Genomic DNA, 19,647 nt, shown 5'->3' on the forward strand with positions numbered 1-19,647 from the left:
AAGCCTTGTCCAGTTGGACGAACAGAGAAATTCATCGGTGAAAGCTCCCGCTGCGCCACCAGGCAATGGCGCAGACGTTCAAGAGGTAGGTGACGCTAAAGCCTGGATATTTTTATTTTTATGGGGTGTAACGGTCAGAACGAGACGACGTGGCTGGCCCTCACGTTGTCCGACGCACTGGCGAGTTTCAAGGTGCGCTGGCCTCGCGGCAGCTCCCAGGATTGGGTCTTCACCGCCCAATACTGGAGCTTGCGCAGCGGCACGGTGATGGACACCGCCCGAGTCTCCCCGGCCTTGAGGCTGACCCGATCAAACCCGACCAGGGTCTGCGGTGCGAACTCGGCACCTTCGACCTTGTGTTGCGGTGCACTCAGGTACAGCTGCGGTACTTCATCCCCCGCAACGCCACCACTATTGGTCAGTTTGAAATCAACCTTGAGGTCGCCATTGCCCAGGCGATAGGTTTGCAGCGCGCTGTAATCGAAGCGGCTATAGGACAACCCATAACCGAATGGGAACAGCGGTGCCTTATGCTGCGACTCAAACCAGCGGTAGCCGATATTGACGCCCTCGGTGTAACTGACCACGCCATCCAGTTGCTGGCCACGCTCGGGGTACTTGGGATCGGTGGCGGGATAGTCCTGCAGGCTGCGGGCCCAGGTAAACGGCAGGCGGCCTGCAGGGTTGCTGCGGCCGGTGAGGATGTTCGCAGTCGCAGGGCCGCCTTCATCACCTGTCCACCACATCTGCACCAGGCCCTTGACCTTGTCCAGCCATGGCATCGCGACCGGGCTGCTGGTGTTGAGCACCACTACGAGATTGGGATTGATCGCGGCGATTTCTTCGATCAGTTTGTCCTGGTCGCCCGGCAAACCAAACTGTGGGTCGGTACGCGCCCAGGCAAAAAATACGACCTTCTTCGCGCTGCGGGCAGCAGCCAGCGCCTGCGCCCGGTTGGCTTCGCGCATGGCAGGCGTGACCCACGCCAGGCGTACTTGAACCGGTTCACCAGACGTGTCGTTATAGGTGCTGACTTCAATCAGATGTTCGCCACGGCTGAGCTTGACCATGCGCCGCACGTTGTTGAGGCCATCGGTGGTTGGCATCAGGGCATCCTGCCCCGGATGCACCACATCACCGTGCAGGGCGTTTTTCAACGAGCTGCTTTCACCGATGATTTTCCCGTCGACCTTCAGCACGGCACCGGCGCCAAGCATGTGCAGGTTGAGGTTGTAGTCGCCTTCCTGATCGATGGTCAGGTGGGTTTTCCAGCTTGGCAAGGTGTTTGCCGCCAGGGCATTCGCGCCAGTGAATTGCAGTTGTTGGTCACGCTGGTTCTGCCCCTCCTCGACTCTAACCCAACCTGGCTTGCCATCGAACGAAACCCGGTCTGCCGGAATCACGACGCCGGTCATGTCATTGGCCACCGTCACGCTGATCGCGGCATTCGGTTCGATTGCCTTTAGTGCAGTGGCCGGCCCGACTTGTAGCTGCGGCATGCCGATCGCGTGCTCGGCTGAAACTCCCAGCGCAACGGGCTGGACAGCGCCCGGGCCGATCATCGCTATGCCCGTGAGGTCGTCCTTCGATAGCGGCAGTACGTTGTCCTGGTTTTTCAGCAGCACCGCCGAATGCTCACTGGTGCGGCGCACGATGGCGGACAACCCGGCAACCATCGGGGTCGACTGTGGCTGGTGGCTGCCCTTGTCCAACAGGCCGAAACGCTCCATCTGCCCGAGCACGCGCCTGGCGGCCGTGTCGATGTCCTGTTCCCTGACGGTTTTATCCCGCAGGGCTTCAAACAGGTTGCTCGGCTTCTCGTCGTTGGGGAATTGCCCCAGCAGCACGTTTGGCCGCTGGCCGACCATCCACTCCTCCGGCATGGGCCGAGCGAAGACCTTTTTCATGCTGCCCATGGACGTGTGCAGCGCAGGCTGTTGCTGCTCGGTGTCGTCGTAGTAGGAACGCATGATGTCCCAGAATGGGTGCTGTTCATCGATGCGCCCGGGCATCTCCATGTCCATGCCCCGCTTGATGTATTGCGCACTGTGCACGCCGCCCCAGTCAGAGGTGACAAAGCCCTTGAAGCCCATCTGCTTGCGCAGCACCTGTTCCAGCAATTGTTCGTTGCCGCAGGCGAATTCGCCGTTGAGCTTGTTGTAGGAGCACATGATTGACGCTACGCCGGCGTCAACGGCGTCCTGGAACGGAGCCAGGTACACCTCGTGCAGGGTTTGCTCGGGGATGCTCACGTCAAAGCCGGTCATGTCGTAGCCGACCAGGTGCTTGGCTTGCGCCATCACGCCCTGGCCCTGGATGCCCTTGATCAATTCAGCGCCCATGCTGCCGGTCAGGAGCGGGTCTTCGCCATAGGTGTTCCAGCCGCGCCGAAAGCCCGAGTCGCGGAACATGTTGATGAAGGGCTCCAGCGCAACGTCGATGCCCAGGCGCTTTGCTTCCTCGCCAATCACCGTGCCGTTATCAAAGGCATCCTGTTTGCTGAAGGTGGCGGCCAGGCCCATGGTCGAGGTGGGAATGATCGAGGCCTTGCGGGTCAGGATACCGGGTGGCCCGTCTGCCATGCGCAGGGCCGGCACGCCGAGGCGCGGTACGCCCGGCAGGTAGCCGGCCTGACCCTGGTTGGTAGCATCCGCTTCGGTCATGCCGCGGATCAGGTTGAACTTGTCGTCAAGGGTCATCTTTTTCAGCAGGGCATCCACCCGGGCCTCATCGGTTTCCCTGGCCATGGACGGCCCCGCCAGGGTTGAACACAACACCGCCGCTGCCAGCGTCGACAGTCGGAAAAAACCAGGGCATACGCGCCCGTACCGCGTTATTGAGGTAGTCATGAAAAGCTCCGTTACTTCTGGGTTAACGTTGAGTGGGTTCTTTGACAAGCGCCAGGCCCAGCAGGGAAACCAGCCCGCACACAATCAGGTAGAACGCCGGGGCGCTGGGGTTGCCGGTAAGTGAGATCAGCAGCGTGCAGAAGAACTGCGCAAAGCCGCCGAAAATGATGCTGGCCAGGGCGTAGGTCACCGAGAGGCCTGTCGCCCGGACCTGAGCGGGGAAAATTTCCGCAAGCAACACCAGCGAAGGCACGGTATTGCACACCAGCAACGCCGCCAGGGTACTCGCTACAATCACCAGCGCGGGCAAAGTAGGCGAGTGCTGCAACAGCACGAACGCCGGGTAGATCAACAGCAACAAGGCCAGCCGCGACCAGAAAATCATGCGCTTGCGCCCCCAGCGATCACAGGCTCGGCCGGAAGCCACCGCCAGCGCCACTTGCACGGCACCCGCTGCGCAGCCGGTCCAGATCCCGGCAGACAGCGGCAGGTGTAACTGCGCCACGGCAAAATTCGAGAGGTAATGCAGGATTACATAGGAGCCCGAAGTGCCGCCGATGGCGATCAGGATTCCGGCGACCAACGCACGTTTATGCTCGCCCCAGCTCAAGCGATGGCTGACGTCGTGCTTCACCTGGTCACTTTCCTGCAGGTGCCGGCGCATATACGAGCCCACCGGGATCACCAGCAGCCCGATCACAAATGGCAGACGCCAGCCCCAGGCCATGACTTGTTCCTCGGTCAGGGTGTAGTTCACGCTCAGGCCCACCACTGCACCGAGCAACACGCTCAGGCCTTGGCTGAAGAATTGCCAACTGGTGAAGTAACCTCGTTCGTGGCTGTCGGCTTTTTCCATCAGGTAAGTCGTCGACGCGCCGACCTCGCCGCCAATCGCGAAGCCTTGCAGCAGTCGGGCAAACACGATCAGCAAGGGCGCGGCGATACCTATCTGGCCATAAGTGGGCGTCAGCACAAAAATCAGCGAACCGATGGCCATCAGCCAAAGGGTCAATATCATCGCGGCCTTGCGCCCTACCCGGTCGGCATACTGGCCGAGCAAAATGCTGCCCAACGGGCGCATGAAAAAACCGATGCCATAGGTGGCGAACGCCAGCAGCAGCTGGTTTGAGCCTTCCATGGGAAAGAACTGCTTGCCGATCACCGTGGCGAAAAAGCTGTAGACCGTGAAGTCGTAGAACTCCAGGCCATTGCCGATGGTGACGGCGGCGATGTTGTTTTTCCTGCCGGGCTGGGCCGGTGCCGATGTGCGCACAGACACGGCGGACGCTTCAGTTGAAGTAGTTTCCATGATCGGGTCCGGGCCTCAATTGACAGCAGCAGTGTGCTTGAGCATTTTTTCCACCAGCTTGACCCAGTAGGACGCGCCGACCAAAAGGCACTGGTCGTTGAAGTCGAATTTGGGATGGTGACACATGACGTTCTCCGCACTGTCGCCATTGCCGATGATCAGGTAGGAGCCCGGGCATTTCGCCAACATAAAGGCGAAGTCTTCGCTGCCTGTGAGCGGGCGCATATTCTCGATCAGGCCGTCTTCCCCGCACCATTCCAGAGCTGCACTGCGGGCCAGTTCCGTCTCCGCCTCATCATTGACCAGTACCGGGTAACGCCGGTTGTAATGCACGTCTGCGTTGCCGCCGTAACTCTGTGCGATGTGCTGCGCCAGGGTAGTAATGCGGGTTTGCAGCAGGTCGCGAGTGTCGGCTCGCAATGACCGAACGCTGACCAGCAGCTTGGCGGATGCCGGGATCACATTTGCAGCGGAACCTGCATGAATAGAGCCAACGCTGACGATTGCGGTGTCCAGTGGGTCGATATTGCGCGATACCACACTTTGCAGGCACAAGGTCAAAGTAGCCGCGATCACTACCGGATCCACTGTCTTGTGGGGCACTGCTCCATGCCCTCCCACGCCGTTCAGGGTGATCGTCGCCGTGTCGGATGAGGCCATGAACGGCCCGGCGAGAAAGCCCAGCTTGCCCTGGGGGAAGCCCGGCATATTGTGCATGGCGAAGATCGCATCGCACGGAAACAGCTCAAACAAACCCTGTTCGACCATTTCACGGGCGCCGCCCAAGCCTTCTTCCGCCGGCTGGAAGATCACGTTCAGGGTGCCGCTGAAGCGTCGGGTGTTGGCCAAGACTTTGGCCGCTGCCAGCAGTGTGGCGGTGTGACCATCATGGCCGCAGGCGTGCATTTTGCCGGGCTGGGTGCTGGCGTATTCCAGGCCCGTCTCCTCGGCAATCGGCAGCGCGTCCATGTCGGCCCGCAAGCCTATGCGCGCGCCGTCACCGTTGCGCAATTGCCCTACTACGCCGGTGCCGGCCAGGCCGCGATGCACCTCGAAGCCCCATTCCTCAAGTTTTTGCGCCACCAGGTCACTGGTTGCAAACTCCTCGAAGCCCAATTCCGGATGAGCGTGGATAGCGCGCCTGATGGCTATCATCTCGTCCTGAATCTGTTCGATCTCTGCCAGAATCTTCATTTTTGTTGTCTCCTCAGACCCGATATGGGCTTGATTCTGACCCGTATTGACAGAATGAAAAGACAACCTTTAGGCTCGATGACAACATTTAGTTGTCATCAGGGACAGCATGAAAACCAACCAGTTCACCGCTTTGGTGGCGGTCGCCGAAACCGGGAGCATCCGCAGCGCGGCCAAATCCGTCGGCCTGACCCAGGCCGCAATCACCCGCACCTTGCGTGATCTGGAGCAGCAACAAGGGGTGGAATTGCTGGAGCGCACCCACACCGGCGTGCGTTTTACCGAGGCTGGCAAAAGCCTGCTGCACCACGCGCGCCTGATACTCAGCGAGATTGAAAAGGCCAAGGCCGACCTGAACCTGATTCGCAGCGGGCAGGCCGAACGCCTGCGTATTGCCGTCTCGCCGTTTATCAACTTCAGCTTTCTGCCGGAATGCCTGAGCCTCTACCAGCAAAAGTACCCCCACGTATTCCTCGAGGTGTTCGAGGGGCTGCACGGCATTTCGGTGCCGCAGCTTCGGGACGGCTATCTGGATTTCGCGGTGATCCAGGCCAGTAATTTCATTACCGAAAACGAGTTCTCCATCGAACCGCTGTTTTCTTATCAGGCCCATGTGGTGGGGCGTAAAGACCATCCGCTACGGCACTCCAGTTCCATTGATGAACTGAATGCCATGAAGTGGCTGGCGAACTACCCGCCTTCGCTGCACAACACGTTTATCAGCGATCTGAACCGGGAGTTTCGCCTGTCACCCCCGCCCAGTCATGTGGTGAGCGTGCACTCGGCGGGGATTTTGCTGCCGGTGCTGTTGCAGACGGACTCGCTGACTGTATTGCCTGACTTATTGCTCAAATCCGCGTGTTTTGCCGATGCGGTTGCGCCGTTGAGTGCGTTCAAAGGCTCCAAATCAAGGATCCTCGGCGTGGTCAGCCGCCGGGGTAACGTGCGCAGCAAAGCTGCAACTGCCTTCATCGGTGTGTTGAAGCAGGTCATTAAGCAACACGCCAGGAATCCCGGTTCACGGTTCAGCGAGAGGCTGTCGCCGAAGGATTTGTTCTTTTGAGTGACCTCTTAACAAGCGATTAATCCGCCTAAAAATTTCTTAATTCCTCCCCGACATACTCCGCCTCAGCGCTCCCTCTGAGAACACACCTATGTCGCCCATCGAAGCTAAATCGCCGCCCGTGAACGCGTTGACCTCGTTTGTCGGGACACTGTGCCTGGCCAGCCTGTCGCTGCTGCCCGGCATCACCCTCGCGGCGCCAGAAAGCGACAAGGCATTTGGCTGGGGACTGGGCCTGGGGGCCGCCGTGACAAATTCCCCCTACCGCGGCCATGACAACGACAGCCAACTCTTGCCGGCGGTGTCCTATGAAAATCGCTGGATCAGCGTGATGGGCCCTGGTATCGACTTCAAGATTCCCAGCGACAGCGCGCTGTCCTTTCGTTTGCAGGCCCGGTACGGGCTGGGTGAAGGCTATGACGCCTCCGATTCCGAGGACCTGGACGGCATGCGTGACCGTGATCCCGGCATCTGGCTGGGGGGCAAGGCCATCTGGCAGAGCCCGGTCGCGCAGTTTTCCGCGCAATGGGCAGGCGATGCGTCAGGCAACAGTGACGGGCAAATCATCCGGCTGGCCGTCGAGCGACGCTTTACCGCGGGAAGCTTCGACTTCACCCCGCGCCTGGCAGCGGTGCACCTGGATGCAGATTACGTCGCTTACTACTACGGTGTACGCGCCCGCGAAGCCACGGCGACGCGTCGGGCCTACACCGGTGACGCCACCGTCAATATCGAGGCAGGGGTACGCGTTGGTTATCAGCTGGAGGCCAACCAGCACGTCTATCTGGACCTGAGCGCCACACGCCTGGGCAGTGAGATTGAAGACAGCCCGATCGTGGACCGATCCACCCTCGGTTCGGCACGGCTTTGGTACATGTACCGTTTTTGACTGACATGGCCGTCGCGGGCCCTGCCTGCGGCGGCTTTACGGTGCTTGCTCACGCCCACGGAGGCCCCATGAAATCACTCGGGACGCTGTTGTTGTCCTGCATCGCCGGCTGCGCCGAGCTGCCGGCCAGCCCTGTATCGCCGGTGCCGGCGAGTTTTGCCAACTACCGCCAGCAAACCCTCTTGCTGCTTGAACGTGACCGACGCTTCCAGGGCACGGACCATGCCCTGGAACTGGCCTGGAACGCCCCTCGCGAATGGCTGCCTGAACACCCCAACGGCAAGGGGATTCTGCTGGTTCACGGCCTGGGGGACTCACCGGGCTCGTTCATTGATATCGCACCACAACTCGCCGGCCAGGGTTATCGGGTGCGCACGCTGTTGCTGCCCGGGCACGGGACTCAACCCGCCGACATGCTGGGCGTCGATATCACCGACTGGCAACACAGCGTGGCGCGGCAAGTGGCGTTGCTGCGCCAGGACGCCGACGAGGTGTACCTGGGCGGTTTCTCCACCGGGGCCAACCTGGTGCTGGAATACGCCATGGACGACCCGGCCATCGCTGGCCTGCTGCTGTTTTCGCCCGCGTTCAAGGCCCGCCTGCCCTTCGATTGGTTGTTACCGTGGCTGTCCAGGGTCAAGCCCTGGTTGCGCCAGCCCGACGGCCCTGCCCCCCAGCAGACGCCGTTGCGCTACCAGAACGTACCCACCAACGGCTTTGCCCAGTTCTACCTCACCAGTACCGTCGTGCGCAGCAGGCTGGCGATGCAGACCTATGACCGGCCAGTGCTGATCGTCAGCGCCGCCCATGATTCGGTGGTGGATGTGGGGTTTGTGCGGGAGACGTTCAGTCAGCGCTTTCCGAACCCGGCATCCCGGATGATCTGGTATGGCGACCTGGTTGCCGGGCAGCGCCACCCTAGGATGCTGGTGCGCAGTGATCAGTTTCCCGCCGAACACATCAGCCAGTTTTCCCATATGAGTGTGCTGTTCTCGCCGGACAACCCCCAGTACGGTCGACAAGGCAAACAGCCGATGTGTTCCAACGGGCAGAACGCCGACGGCTACCGCCAATGCCTGGCGGGGGCCGCTGTGTGGTATTCCGATTGGGGCTATCGGGAAGCAGGCAAGGTGCATGCCCGCCTCACGTACAACCCTTATTTTGAATGGCAGGCCCAGGTTATGGCGCAGGTGCTGGAGGCGGCACAACCCCAGGAAAATACACGCTGATGGACAATCCCTTGCCGGCCAGGCCGCTGCTGGTGATGAGGCTTGCGTGGTGCCCTTGAACGATATTTTTCACCAGCGACAGGCCGATCCCGCTGCCCTGCCCGCCATTGCCGGGAACGCGGTAAAAGCGCTCGAAGATCGACTCCCTCTCGGCGGCCGCCACCCCCGGCCCGTTATCGGCGACTTGCAGGCAAGGCCCCTGGGGCGATGGGCCACAACTGATTTTTACGTGGTCGCCTGGCGCGGTGTAGCGCAGGGCATTGTCGATCAGGTTGCGCAGCAAAATGCCCATGGCGTCGACATCGCAGTCGATCAGGCACGGTTGGGTCTCCACCAGCAGCGTGCGCTGCGCCTGCGCGGCCTGCACCTCAAATTCATCGGTGACATAGCCGATGAGTTCGCTCAAATCGACCTGGGTGCGATGGGGTTTGTGCACCGCCTCCAGGCTCGCCAGGTCCAGCAATTGCTCAGACAAACGCGAGCTGCGCGCCACCACGGCCAGCAGCTTGTGCAAGGTCGCGTCCTTTTCAGCCAGGGTCGTGGCCCGCAGGGCAATTTGCGCATGGGCCTGCAAGGCCGAGAGCGGCGTGTGTAACTCATGGGCCGCATTGGCGATAAAACGCCGTTCACCTTCCAGTGCCTGGTCGAGTTGGCGCAGCAAGTGATTGAACCCCTCCACCAGCGGGCGCAGCTCGACGGGCAGCGCGCACACCCACAACGGCGTAAGGTCAAAACGATGCCTGCCCCGCAGGGCATTTTCGATCACCATTACCGGCCGTAGCGCACGCCGCAACACCTGCCACATCAACAGCCCTACCAGCGCCAGCAGCGATGAGGCGATACATAGCGCCACGAAGGCTTTTCGACGCATGTCCGCGCTGATCACACTGTGCAGGTAGCCGACCTGGACCGTCAGTTGCCGGTTGCTGTCGGAAATTGAATAGACCCGCCACTTGCGCCCATCGATCATCGGGCTCGAAAAGCCGTCCAGGAAACTCCCCTGCAACGCCGTCGACGGAGCGCCCGGCGCACCGGCCAGCAAACGGTCGTGGCGCGCCCACACCTGGTACGTCAACAACCCGGCTTCGGCCAGCCCGGCGCTGCGTAGTTGCGGGCTGGCGTCCTTGCCCGGGAGCTGCTCATTGTTCTGCGGGACAGCCAGCAACAGCTGGGTGGCGATGGCTTGCAGCTTGCTGTCCCAGATGCTGCTGGAGCTGACCTGGGTGTAAATCAGCAATGCCGTCAAGGCCAGCGCCCAGCAGATACCGATGGTCAGGAACAGCACACGCATCATGCGTTGGCGCAGGGATTTCATTGACGGGCCCCGGCGATCATATAGCCCTGGCCATGGACCGTGGTGATCAGCTCATCGCCCAATTTGCGCCGCAATTGGTGGATATACACGGCAATGGTATTGCTCTCGATGTTGCTGGCGTGGCCATAAACCACCGCTTGCAAATGATCACGCGCAAGCACGTGACCGGGGCGCTCCAGCAGCGCGAGCAACGTGCGGTATTCATACGCGCTCAATGCCACCCGCTGGCCGCCTCGTGTGACCACGTGACGGCTGCGGTCCAGCACGATATCCCCCAGGGTCAGCAGTGAGATCACCCGCCCTTCACTGCGCCGGCTCACGGCCCGCAAGCGCGCCCACAGTTCGTCGAGCTGGAACGGCTTGACCAGATAATCATCGGCCCCCGCATCCAGGCCGACGATGCGCGCACTCAGTTGCCCGCTGGCCGTGAGGATCACCACCGGTGTGGGGTCGTGTTGTTTGCGCAGGGCCTTGAGCACGCTCAAACCGGACTCACCCGGCAGGCCCAGGTCAAGCAGGACCGCGTTATAGGTATGTTCGACCAAGGCCAGGCGCGCGTGGGAGGCGTCCTTGACATGGTCAATGTTCCAGCTGTTTTGCCGTGCGCCATCGCAAATGGCTTCGGCCAGCATGGCGTCGTCTTCCACCAACAATAAATACACAGCAGGCCCTCGTGTGCTGCTTGGAATGGGGCAACACAATCCACACATACGGGATGATGAGCAAGGGCCAGAACCATAGACCGATTTTTTTAAGAAAGTATTAAAACGGAGGGAGTTGATCGGTTCACGTGCTGTCGCGCCAATAAAAGCGCCGGCAATTAGTTGTGGAAGTTAATAGAAAACAAAGTACTCGCCGTACTTTTTATAAACCCAACACTAAATAAATTTACATGGGTATTTATAAAAAATCCGCCGCAGAGCCTGCGGCGGCAAACCAAAGTTTTTTGTCGAAGCAGAGCGGCTAAGACAGGCTCAAAGTTACACCAGCCTGCCGCCTGAAAAAGTGAATATTAATTAATCGAGTTTAAGATCCCTTCACTGGTTCTTTAACACAATTCGGTTAAAAATCGCCCGTCGCACACAGGCCAGCAATGCCCGCCAGGGTGGTGCCCGGCTAAAACTATAAGACGCGAAACCCGGCTTCAACGCCAGCCTTAATAACGCCTGCCGAAAAGTTATATACGCCATAAAAAATAAGGTCGTGCACCTGTGCACGCAACTTTTAGCGATTAATTAATCCGGGGAAGTCATTACCATGGTTAAACAGTGGAACCTATTAGCGCTGGTCATATCTACCAGCCTGAGCCAAGTAGCCTTGGCAGACACAGTAACGGATCAGGCCGCCGCCACGGGGTTTGTCGATGGCAGTAGCCTCACCGGGGTCGCGCGCAACTATTACTTGAACCGTAACCGGGAAGAAGGCCGGGCCGACCAGCGCGACTGGACCCAAGGGGTCATGGCCAATTACATCTCCGGCTTCACTCAGGGCACCATCGGGTTTGGCGTCGACGCCTATGCCTACGGCGGGCTGAAACTCGACTCCCAGCGCAAATACGCGAACACCGGCAACCTGCCCCTTGATCGCAACGGCGACCCTCAGGACGCCTACGGCTCGTTGGGGGGAGCGATAAAGCTGCGGATCTCCAAGACGCAGCTCAAGTACGGTGAAATGCAGCCCACCGCGCCAGTGTTTGCCGTCGGGGGTGTCGGGCTGCTTGACCAGACCGCCACCGGCTTTGACCTGACCAGCAACGAAATTGCCGGCCTGAACCTTGAAGCCGGCCACTTCACCGCGACCAACAGCGGCGATACCAACAACCATGAGCACGATATCTTTGCCACCTACGCCAACGTGGCGACCAAAAGTGCCAGTTTTGTCGGTGGCAAATACACCTTCACCCCGGACTTGAGCGCCACGGTGTATGCCGGCGAGTTGCAGGACGTGTGACGCCAGTACTACACCAACCTCAATTACGTGATGCCGCTGAGCAATGGCCAATCCGTGACCCTGGACGGCAACCTGTACCGCACACTGGATACCGGGAGTGCCAACGCAGGCACGATCAACACCACGGCGTACTCGCTGGCGGCGGCCTATTCGTTCCTGCAGGTCCACACGCTGACGCTGTCGTTCCAGAAGATCGATGGCAACGAGCCGTTCGACTACATCGGCGCGGGTGACAACGGTGCTGCCGCGGCCGGCGACTCGATCCTGCTGGCCAACTCGGTGCAATGGTCCGACTTCAACGGCCCTGGCGAAGCCTCCTGGGCCCTGCGGTACGACTTGAACATGGCGACCTACGGTGTGCCGGGGCTTAGCTTTATGAGCCGCTACATCAACGGTTCCGACATTGACGGCAGCCACACCCCGGCCAACAGTGCCTACCTCGGCGCCTACGGCAACGGCGCCAAGGAGCACGAAACCGACGTGGAAGTGACGTACGTGGTGCAGAGCGGGCCGGCGAAAAACCTCGCGTTCCGCCTGCGTCAGGCCTACCACACCGGCAGTTCCGAGTCGGGCAGTGGCGGCGACGTCAACGATACGCGCCTGATCGTCAACTACCCGTTCAACATCCTGTAAGCCCTTCCCGGGACGTGCCAGCGACACAGGTCGCTGGCACGCTGAACAGCTATTTGGGTTGGCAGTTCTGCGGGAGGCGTTAAACTGCGCGGCCTCACTCTGCAGCAAAACGAGACCTTCATGGCCAACCACGACCTCGCGTTCACCCCCGACCTCGATCCGGACTCCATCTCTTCCGACGTCATCGGCTTCAACGGCATCCTCGTCTCCACCCAGATCCCCACCCGCGCCGACGGCAGCCTGGAACTGGGCGACATCACCCTGCAAAGCGAATGCACCCTGCAAGCCCTGAAAGTGGCCCTGGAACGCGCCGGCAGCTCGATTGACCGGGTCATGCACCTGACCATCTATCTGACGGACATGGCCGACCGCGCCGCCTTCAACGAAGTCTACAAACGCTATTTCGCCAAGCCCTGGCCAGTGCGCGCAGCGGTTGGCGTGGCCGCCCTGGCGGTGGAAGGCATGCGGGTTGAAGTCACGGCGATGGCCGCCAAGGGTTGATGGGATGCCCGGCGGGCATTTCACAGCTACAATGCCCGCCTCCGTGACAAGCCTGACTAAAAAAACTATGTCCTTGCCCAAGCATCACCTGGAATTGCTCAGCCCTGCGCGCGATGTTGCCATCGCCCGCGAGGCCATCCTGCATGGCGCCGACGCCGTGTACATCGGCGGCCCGAGTTTCGGCGCGCGCCATAACGCCTGCAACGACGTGAGCGATATCGCGCAGTTGGTGGAGTTCGCCCGGCGCTACCATGCGCGGGTGTTCACCACCATCAACACGATCCTGCACGACAACGAGCTTGAGCCGGCGCGCAAGCTGATCCACGAGCTTTACGATGCCGGCGTCGACGCGCTGATCGTCCAGGACCTGGGGGTGATGGAGCTGGATATCCCGCCCATCGAACTGCATGCCAGCACCCAGACCGACATCCGCACCCTGGGCCGGGCCAAGTTCCTCGACCAGGCCGGGTTCTCGCAACTGGTGTTGGCCCGTGAGCTGAACCTGCAAGAGATCCGGGCGATTGCCGATGAAACCGATGCCGCCATCGAGTTCTTCATCCACGGTGCCTTGTGCGTGGCCTTCTCCGGCCAGTGCAACATCTCCCACGCCCAGAATGGCCGCAGCGCCAACCGCGGCGATTGCTCCCAGGCCTGCCGCCTGCCCTACACCCTCAAGGATGACCAGGGCCGTGTGGTCGCCTTTGAAAAGCACCTGTTGTCGATGAAAGACAACAACCAGAGCGCCAACCTGCGCGCCCTGGTGGATGCCGGCGTGCGTTCGTTCAAGATCGAAGGCCGCTACAAGGACATGGGCTATGTGAAGAACATCACCGCCTATTACCGTCAGCGCCTGGACGAGATTCTCGAAGACCGCCCGGACCTGGCTCGCGCGTCCAGCGGCCGCACCGCGCATTTCTTCCTGCCGGACCCGGAAAAGACCTTCCACCGTGGCAGCACCGACTACTTCGTCACCGACCGCAAGGTCGACATCGGCGCCTTCGACACCCCAACCTTTACCGGCCTGCCGGTGGGTGTGGTGGAAAAAGCCGGCAAGCGTGACTTGCAAGTGATCACCCATGAGCCGCTGTCCAATGGCGACGGCCTCAACGTGCTGATCAAGCGTGAAGTGGTGGGTTTCCGCGCGAACATCGCCGAGCCAAAAGGTGAGTTCGAAGAAGACGGCGAGAAGCGCTATCGCTACCGCGTCGAACCCAACGAGATGCCGGCCGGCCTGCATCAACTGCGGCCGAATCATCCGTTGAACCGCAACCTGGACCATAACTGGCAGCAGGCTTTGCTGAAGACTTCCGCCGAGCGCCGTATCGGCGTGTCGTGGGCGGCTCGCCTGCAGGAAGATCGCCTGGAACTGACCGTCACCAGCGAAGAAGGCATCAGCGCCAGCGTTGCCCTGCCCGGCCCATTTGGCGTGGCCAACAAGCCGGAACAGGCCCTGGAAACCCTGCGCGACCTGCTGGGCCAACTGGGCACCACCCAGTACCACGCCACCGCGATCGAGCTGGATGCGCCGCAGGCGTTCTTCATCCCGAATTCGCAGCTCAAGGCCCTGCGCCGTGAAGTGATCGAGGCGCTGACCGAGGCGCGTATCCAGGCTCATCCACGGGGCGGCCGCAAGGCGGAAACCACGCCGCCGCCGGTGTATCCGGAATCGCACCTGTCGTTCCTGGCCAACGTCTACAACCAGAAGGCTCGCGACTTCTATCACCGCCATGGTGTGCAACTGATCGACGCGGCGTACGAAGCCCACGAAGAAACCGGCGAAGTGCCGGTGATGATCACCAAGCACTGCCTGCGGTTCTCGTTCAACCTCTGCCCCAAACAGGCCAAGGGTGTGACGGGGGTGAAGACCAAGGTTGCGCCGATGCAGTTGATCCACGGCGACGAAGTACTGACGCTAAAGTTCGACTGCAAGCCTTGCGAGATGCACGTGATCGGCAAGATCAAGGGCCACATCCTCGGCCTGCCGCAACCGGGCAGCGTGGTGGGTTATATCAGCCCGGATGACCTGCTCAAGACCATCCCGCGCGGCGCACATTGAGTCGCCGGTGAGCGTCATGCTACGGCGTGACGCTCATCACTGTTTTCGAACGCCACCACCAACCCCGCTGCAACCCCGCCGCCGCGAGCAAAATCGCCGCCACGCCCAGCCATTGCAACCAGCCCAGGCGATGCCCAAAGGCAATCCAGTCGACAAAGATTGCCGCAATCGGGTAGATAAACGACAGCGCCCCGGTGATTGCCGTCGGCAACTTCTGGATCGCGCCATACAGCAGCACGTACATCAAGCCGGTATGCACCACGCCTAAGGTCAGCAATGCCGCCCAAGCATCCATCGATGCAGACAGGCTGTGCCACTGCATCAGCGGTGCCAGCAGCAAGGCGCCTGTGGTCACCTGGATCAACGCCATCAAATGCGGCGGCACCTCCTTCAAGCGCTTGATGATCAGGGCGGCAATCGCGTACAAAAGCGCCGCGCCCAGCGCCAATGCCACGCCCACCAGATAGTCGTCCCCGGTATTTGACTGATCGCCATGGGCAGTGACAATCGCCAGCATTCCCACGAACGCCACGCTCAGCCAGGCGAGCTTCTGCACGGTGATTTTCTCCCCCAGGAACACTGCCGCCAGCATCACCAACATGAACGGCTGCACGTTATACACCGCTGTACTGATGGAAATGGATGCCCTGGCGTAGGACTCGAACAGCAGCAACCAATTACCCACGATCGCCACGCCGCTGAGCATCGCCAGCCCGAGCTTGGTGTAGTCCAGCAAGTCCAGGCGCAGATAGCCGAGCAGCCAGCACACCACCAGCAACGTCAGCGCGCCGATCACGCAGCGCCAGAACACCACTTCGACCACCGGCACTCCCGACACCAGCACGAACCAGCCGATGGTGCCGGATATGAGCATGGCGGCGACCATTTCCCATGAACCGCGACGTATGGATTTGTCCATGATTGAGCTCCTCAAGTGAGGCTCAATTATGGCAATCTGGCCTGTAGCGACTCCAGATTCTAAATAAGGCGAACCTTGCATTTCGCCTATTCTTATTAGGCAAACCTGAGCAATCGCTTTCGGAGCGACCATGATTGACAGCATTGACCAGCAACTGATCGCCGCGCTGATGGACGATTCGCGCCTGTCCCTCAAGGCCTTGGCGGGTATCACCGGCCTGTCCTCCCCCAGCGTCGGCGAGCGGCTGCGGCGCCTGGAAGAGCGCGGCGTCTTGAAGAACTACACCGTGGACATCGACCCCAAACATTTCGGCTACCTGCTGCAAGCCATCGTGCGCATCCGCCCACTGCCCGGGAAACTGCAGGAGGTGGAGCGCCAGATCCAGGCGATCCCCGAGTTCACCGAATGCGACAAAGTGACCGGCGATGACTGCTTCATCGCACGCCTGCATGTGCGCACCATGGACCAACTCGACACACTGCTGGATAAGCTCAACGCTTACGCCGAAACCAACACCGCCATCGTCAAGAAAACCCCGGTAAAACGCCGATTGCCACCACTGAGTGATTCATGATTCTGAGTCACTGATGCAGTGACGGGATCGCTATTCTGTCAATCCAGGGCGGTGTTTATGCTTGATCCACACATTGGAACAACAGGCGTAAACACCATGTATGTCATCACCGGAATCACAGGCAAAGTTGGCGGCGCCCTCGCGCGCTTTCTCCTCAACGATCGTCAACCCGTGCGCGCAGTCATTCGCGATGCCGGCAAAGGCGCCGTATGGGCCGCCCTTGGTTGCGAGGTCGCCATCGCCAATATGGACGACGCTGCGGCCCTCACTGAAGCATTCAAGGGTGCCACCGGCGTGTTTATCCTGCCGCCTTCGGATTTCGACCCGGAGCCGGGTTTTCCCGAGGCGCGCAAGGTGATTGCCGCCGTCGCTCAGGCCATTGAAGCGGCGGCCCCGCAGAAAGTTGTTTGCCTGTCGACCATCGGCGCCCAGGCCGAGCACCTGAACCTGCTGACCCAACGCACCTTGATGGAACAGGCGCTGAGCGCGTTGAACGTGCCGGTGACCTTTTTGCGTCCGGGCTGGTTCATGGAAAATACCGCCTACGACGTAATCACGGCCCGTGAACACGGAGTGATCCACAGCTTCCTGCAACCGCTGGATAAGACCGTACCGATGATCGCCACCGCCGACGTCGGCCGCCTCGCTGCGCAATTGTTGCAGCAACACTGGAGCGGGCGTCGGGTAGTTGAGCTGGAAGGCCAATGGGTCAGCCCGAACGACATCGCTCGCACGTTGACCGAAGTGCTTGGTCGTGGTGTGACAGCACAGGTGGTGCCTCGCGATGCGTGGGAGCCGATGTTTCGTGAGCAAGGCGCGCAGAATCCAATGCCGCGCATGCGCATGATTGATGGGTTTAACGAAGGTTGGATCTGCTTTGAGCAGGCGGACGTGGTTAAGGGTGAGACCACATTGCTCAAGGTGCTGCGGGAGTTGGCTGCAAAAACCTGATGCCATGCCTGCAAGCCAGCTCAGTGATTGGGTACATATCCGTTATTTGGGTAACGGCGGCGTATGGTTTCGCTCTTACGGCGAGTCACTTTGCAAAAGCGGCAAAGTCCACCAAACGGCATTGCTCCGCGGGCCGCCGCTCCGCAATACCTGCGTTCGGCCTCGGGCTTATTGGGGCAGTCAGATCAAAATCAAAAGCAAGAGCACAGCGGCCTCCCGGCGGGCTTGAGTGTTAAAAGCAAAGACCAGAGCGAAAACAGATCTGCTTTTCTGTGGGAGCGGGCTTGCTCGCGAAAAACCTGAGAGCGCCGCGTTCATTCAGAATGCCCGCGTCATCGTTAACGACCTTCGCGAGCAAGCCCGCTCCCACATTTGGACCGTGCCCGCTTTAGCTTCTGATTTTGCTCTTCAACACTCAAGCCGGCCGGTAGGCCGCTGTGCTCTTGATCTGCTTTTGATCTTGATCTTGGGCGCCCCGTTAAACCACGCTGGCCGAACGCAGGCTTTGGAGCGTGGGTAACCCGGCAGGACGCCGGGTTAGCCGTCATGGGCCAGGGATGGCCCATGACGGCGGCCCACGCTCCAAAGCCGGAGTGAGGGCACACCGAGCCTAAGCGAGGTGCCGAGTGGTGGGGCAAGAGCGTTTTGCTTACTTTTGCGCTGTTCAAAAGTGAGCCGCTGTAAGAGCGGAACCAATAGCAGCCGTTACCCAAATAACGGATATACACCCAGAACCTCCCTAATCGTGCAAAGCCTTAGCCGCCCCCAACAACCCCCGAAACTTCAAATATCGAGCCTGCAAAACAGCCTGTTGAGCGCCGTCCGGGAAAAACCGTTGCTTCACCGGCATCCCCGCCTGCAACAGCGCCGCACCCTGGCCGCTCGACAGGAACCCCAACTTCGCTGCACCAATACACGCCCCCAACTCACTGCCATGCAACGTATAAATCTCCCGCCCAAGAATATTGGCCAACAACTGCGCCCAATACTCACTGCGCGCCCCACCACCCACCAACGCACAAGCCCCCACCGTGGCCCCGGCCGACTGCACCGCACTCAGCGCATCCAGCAACCCGAACCCAACCCCTTCCATCACCGCATACCCCAGCATGGCCGGCGTGCAGTCATGCCCCAGGCTCATGAAACCACCCCGCAACAACGGGTCGTTATGGGGCGTGCGCTCCCCCGCCAAATACGGCAAAAACAACGGATTGGAAACCGGCACGCCCTGCCCGATCGGCAACTCGGCCTGCACCCGATCCAGCAACGCCTGCTCATCAACCGACCCCGTCAACCGCGTCACCCACCGCAAGCAACTGGCCCCGGCCAGCATGGCGCCCATGGTGTACCAGCGATTAGGCAACGCATGACAAAAACTATGCACCGCACTCGCCGGATTCCCCGCCGAGTGATCAGTAATCGCCACGATGGCCGCACTCGTCCCCAACGTGATAAACGCATCCCCCGCATTCACCGCCCCTATGCCCACCGCCGCCACCGGGTTGTCCCCGCCACCGCCGGCAATCACCAGGCCCTCGGCCAAGCCCAGTCGCCCCGCCGCAGCCGCATTCAAACAAGCACTGGCCGCGCCACCTTCTACCAGCCGTGGCATCTGCGCCCATCGCAAACCCGTGGCCTGCAGCATCGGTTCAAACCATTCACGGTTGGCCACATCCAGCCACAACGTCCCCGCACCATCGGACACATCACTCACGCGCTCACCACTCAGGCGCAGGCGCAGGTAGTCCTTGGGCGACAGCACGCAATCAATGGCGCTGAATACCGCCGGTTCATGCTCCTGCAACCACAGCAGCTTGGGCGCCGTGAGACCGGCCATCGGCAAGCTGCCGGTGACGTCGGCAAACTCACTGCCCAAGGCTTCAGCCTGGGCCATGGCACGGGAGTCATCCCAGAGAATCGCCGGGTACAACACCCGGTCGTCTTGCCCCAGCAACACCGCCCCGTGCATCTGCCCGGACAACCCGATGCAGCCGACACGGCCGTAGGCATCCGGCTGATCAGTGCGCAGTTGGTCCAGAGCCTTCAGGCATGCTTGCCACCAATCCTCAGGCGCCTGCTCGGACCAGCCTGCGTGCGGGCGCGAGACCGTCAGCCGCGCGCCCGCATGGGCGAGGACGTTGCCTTGCTCGTCCATCAGGATCGCCTTGAGTTCCGAAGTGCCGAGATCAATGCCAAGGGAAACCGCGTTGTTCAT

The 19,647-nt window shown here is 60.7% G+C and carries 14 protein-coding genes and 1 pseudogene; 8 read left to right on the forward strand and 7 right to left on the reverse strand.

Annotated features, from left to right (window positions below; translation table 11 throughout):
• Positions 1-134: 134 nt before the first annotated feature.
• From V6607_RS16545 to V6607_RS16555, 3 genes are read right to left on the reverse strand one after another with little or no spacing between them, the layout of a single operon-like run.
• Complete coding sequence (locus tag V6607_RS16545) at positions 135-2,849, reverse strand: glycoside hydrolase family 3 C-terminal domain-containing protein (protein ID WP_256662358.1); 2,715 nt, start codon at positions 2,847-2,849, stop codon at positions 135-137.
• A 22-nt stretch (positions 2,850-2,871) separates the two neighbouring features.
• Positions 2,872-4,158: an MFS transporter gene (locus V6607_RS16550; RefSeq protein WP_256662359.1), complete on the reverse strand. Its 1,287-nt coding sequence runs from the start codon at positions 4,156-4,158 to the stop codon at positions 2,872-2,874.
• Positions 4,159-4,173: 15 nt separating this feature from the next.
• Positions 4,174-5,352, reverse strand: a complete 1,179-nt coding sequence (locus V6607_RS16555; protein WP_003217783.1) for a M20 aminoacylase family protein — start codon at positions 5,350-5,352, stop codon at positions 4,174-4,176.
• Positions 5,353-5,461: 109 nt separating this feature from the next.
• Here V6607_RS16555 and V6607_RS16560 point away from each other — a divergent pair, with 109 nt between their 5' ends.
• The 3 genes from V6607_RS16560 to V6607_RS16570 all read left to right on the forward strand — a co-directional run bounded on the left by V6607_RS16560 (position 5,462) and on the right by V6607_RS16570 (position 8,533).
• Complete coding sequence (locus tag V6607_RS16560) at positions 5,462-6,415, forward strand: LysR family transcriptional regulator (RefSeq protein ID WP_134326637.1); 954 nt, start codon at positions 5,462-5,464, stop codon at positions 6,413-6,415.
• Between the two features lie 91 nt (positions 6,416-6,506).
• Positions 6,507-7,304: a MipA/OmpV family protein gene (locus tag V6607_RS16565; RefSeq protein ID WP_134326638.1), complete on the forward strand. Its 798-nt coding sequence runs from the start codon at positions 6,507-6,509 to the stop codon at positions 7,302-7,304.
• A gap of 68 nt (positions 7,305-7,372) precedes the next feature.
• Complete coding sequence (locus V6607_RS16570; protein ID WP_023658846.1) at positions 7,373-8,533, forward strand: alpha/beta fold hydrolase; 1,161 nt, start codon at positions 7,373-7,375, stop codon at positions 8,531-8,533.
• On the opposite strand, the gene V6607_RS16575 is transcribed toward V6607_RS16570, so the two are convergent.
• Together V6607_RS16575 and V6607_RS16580 are read right to left on the reverse strand one after the other, a co-directional pair.
• Positions 8,484-9,848 (reverse strand): ATP-binding protein, encoded by a 1,365-nt coding sequence (locus V6607_RS16575; protein WP_134326639.1) that lies wholly within the window; start codon positions 9,846-9,848, stop codon positions 8,484-8,486. The genes V6607_RS16570 and V6607_RS16575 overlap by 50 nt on opposite strands.
• Positions 9,845-10,510 carry a response regulator transcription factor gene (locus V6607_RS16580; protein WP_003217793.1) on the reverse strand — a complete coding sequence of 222 codons (666 nt, stop codon included), beginning with the start codon at positions 10,508-10,510 and terminating at the stop codon, positions 9,845-9,847. Before V6607_RS16580 ends, V6607_RS16575 begins: the two co-directional genes overlap by 4 nt.
• Positions 10,511-11,105: 595 nt before the next feature.
• Between V6607_RS16580 and V6607_RS16585 the strand changes: the two are divergent.
• The 3 genes and pseudogenes from V6607_RS16585 (at position 11,106) to V6607_RS16595 (ending at position 14,988) form a co-directional block, all read left to right on the forward strand.
• Positions 11,106-12,431, forward strand: a pseudogene (locus V6607_RS16585) (OprD family porin).
• A 120-nt stretch (positions 12,432-12,551) separates the two neighbouring features.
• A complete protein-coding gene (locus tag V6607_RS16590) occupies positions 12,552-12,932 on the forward strand; it encodes a RidA family protein (RefSeq protein ID WP_003217799.1) in 381 nt (126 codons plus the stop codon).
• A gap of 67 nt (positions 12,933-12,999) precedes the next feature.
• A complete protein-coding gene (locus tag V6607_RS16595) occupies positions 13,000-14,988 on the forward strand; it encodes a U32 family peptidase (protein WP_134326640.1) in 1,989 nt (662 codons plus the stop codon).
• Positions 14,989-15,007: 19 nt separating this feature from the next.
• Here the strand turns inward: V6607_RS16595 and V6607_RS16600 are convergent, their stop codons facing one another.
• The gene (locus V6607_RS16600; protein WP_008433324.1) at positions 15,008-15,907 is read right to left on the reverse strand and encodes a DMT family transporter; all 900 of its coding nucleotides are present in this window, start codon (positions 15,905-15,907) and stop codon (positions 15,008-15,010) included.
• Positions 15,908-16,037: 130 nt separating this feature from the next.
• Between V6607_RS16600 and V6607_RS16605 the strand changes: the two genes are divergently transcribed.
• Positions 16,038-16,481, forward strand: coding sequence for an Lrp/AsnC family transcriptional regulator (locus V6607_RS16605; RefSeq protein WP_003217805.1), 444 nt, complete (start codon positions 16,038-16,040; stop codon positions 16,479-16,481).
• A 96-nt stretch (positions 16,482-16,577) separates the two neighbouring features.
• Positions 16,578-17,432 carry an NmrA family NAD(P)-binding protein gene (locus tag V6607_RS16610; protein WP_003217807.1) on the forward strand — a complete coding sequence of 285 codons (855 nt, stop codon included), beginning with the start codon at positions 16,578-16,580 and terminating at the stop codon, positions 17,430-17,432.
• A 739-nt stretch (positions 17,433-18,171) separates the two neighbouring features.
• Here V6607_RS16610 and xylB read toward each other — a convergent pair.
• Positions 18,172-19,647: a xylulokinase gene (gene xylB / locus V6607_RS16615; RefSeq protein ID WP_134326641.1), complete on the reverse strand. Its 1,476-nt coding sequence runs from the start codon at positions 19,645-19,647 to the stop codon at positions 18,172-18,174.

Origin of the sequence: Pseudomonas sp. KK18 (genome assembly GCF_037094675.1) — a bacterium.
Lineage (GTDB): Bacteria > Pseudomonadota > Gammaproteobacteria > Pseudomonadales > Pseudomonadaceae > Aquipseudomonas.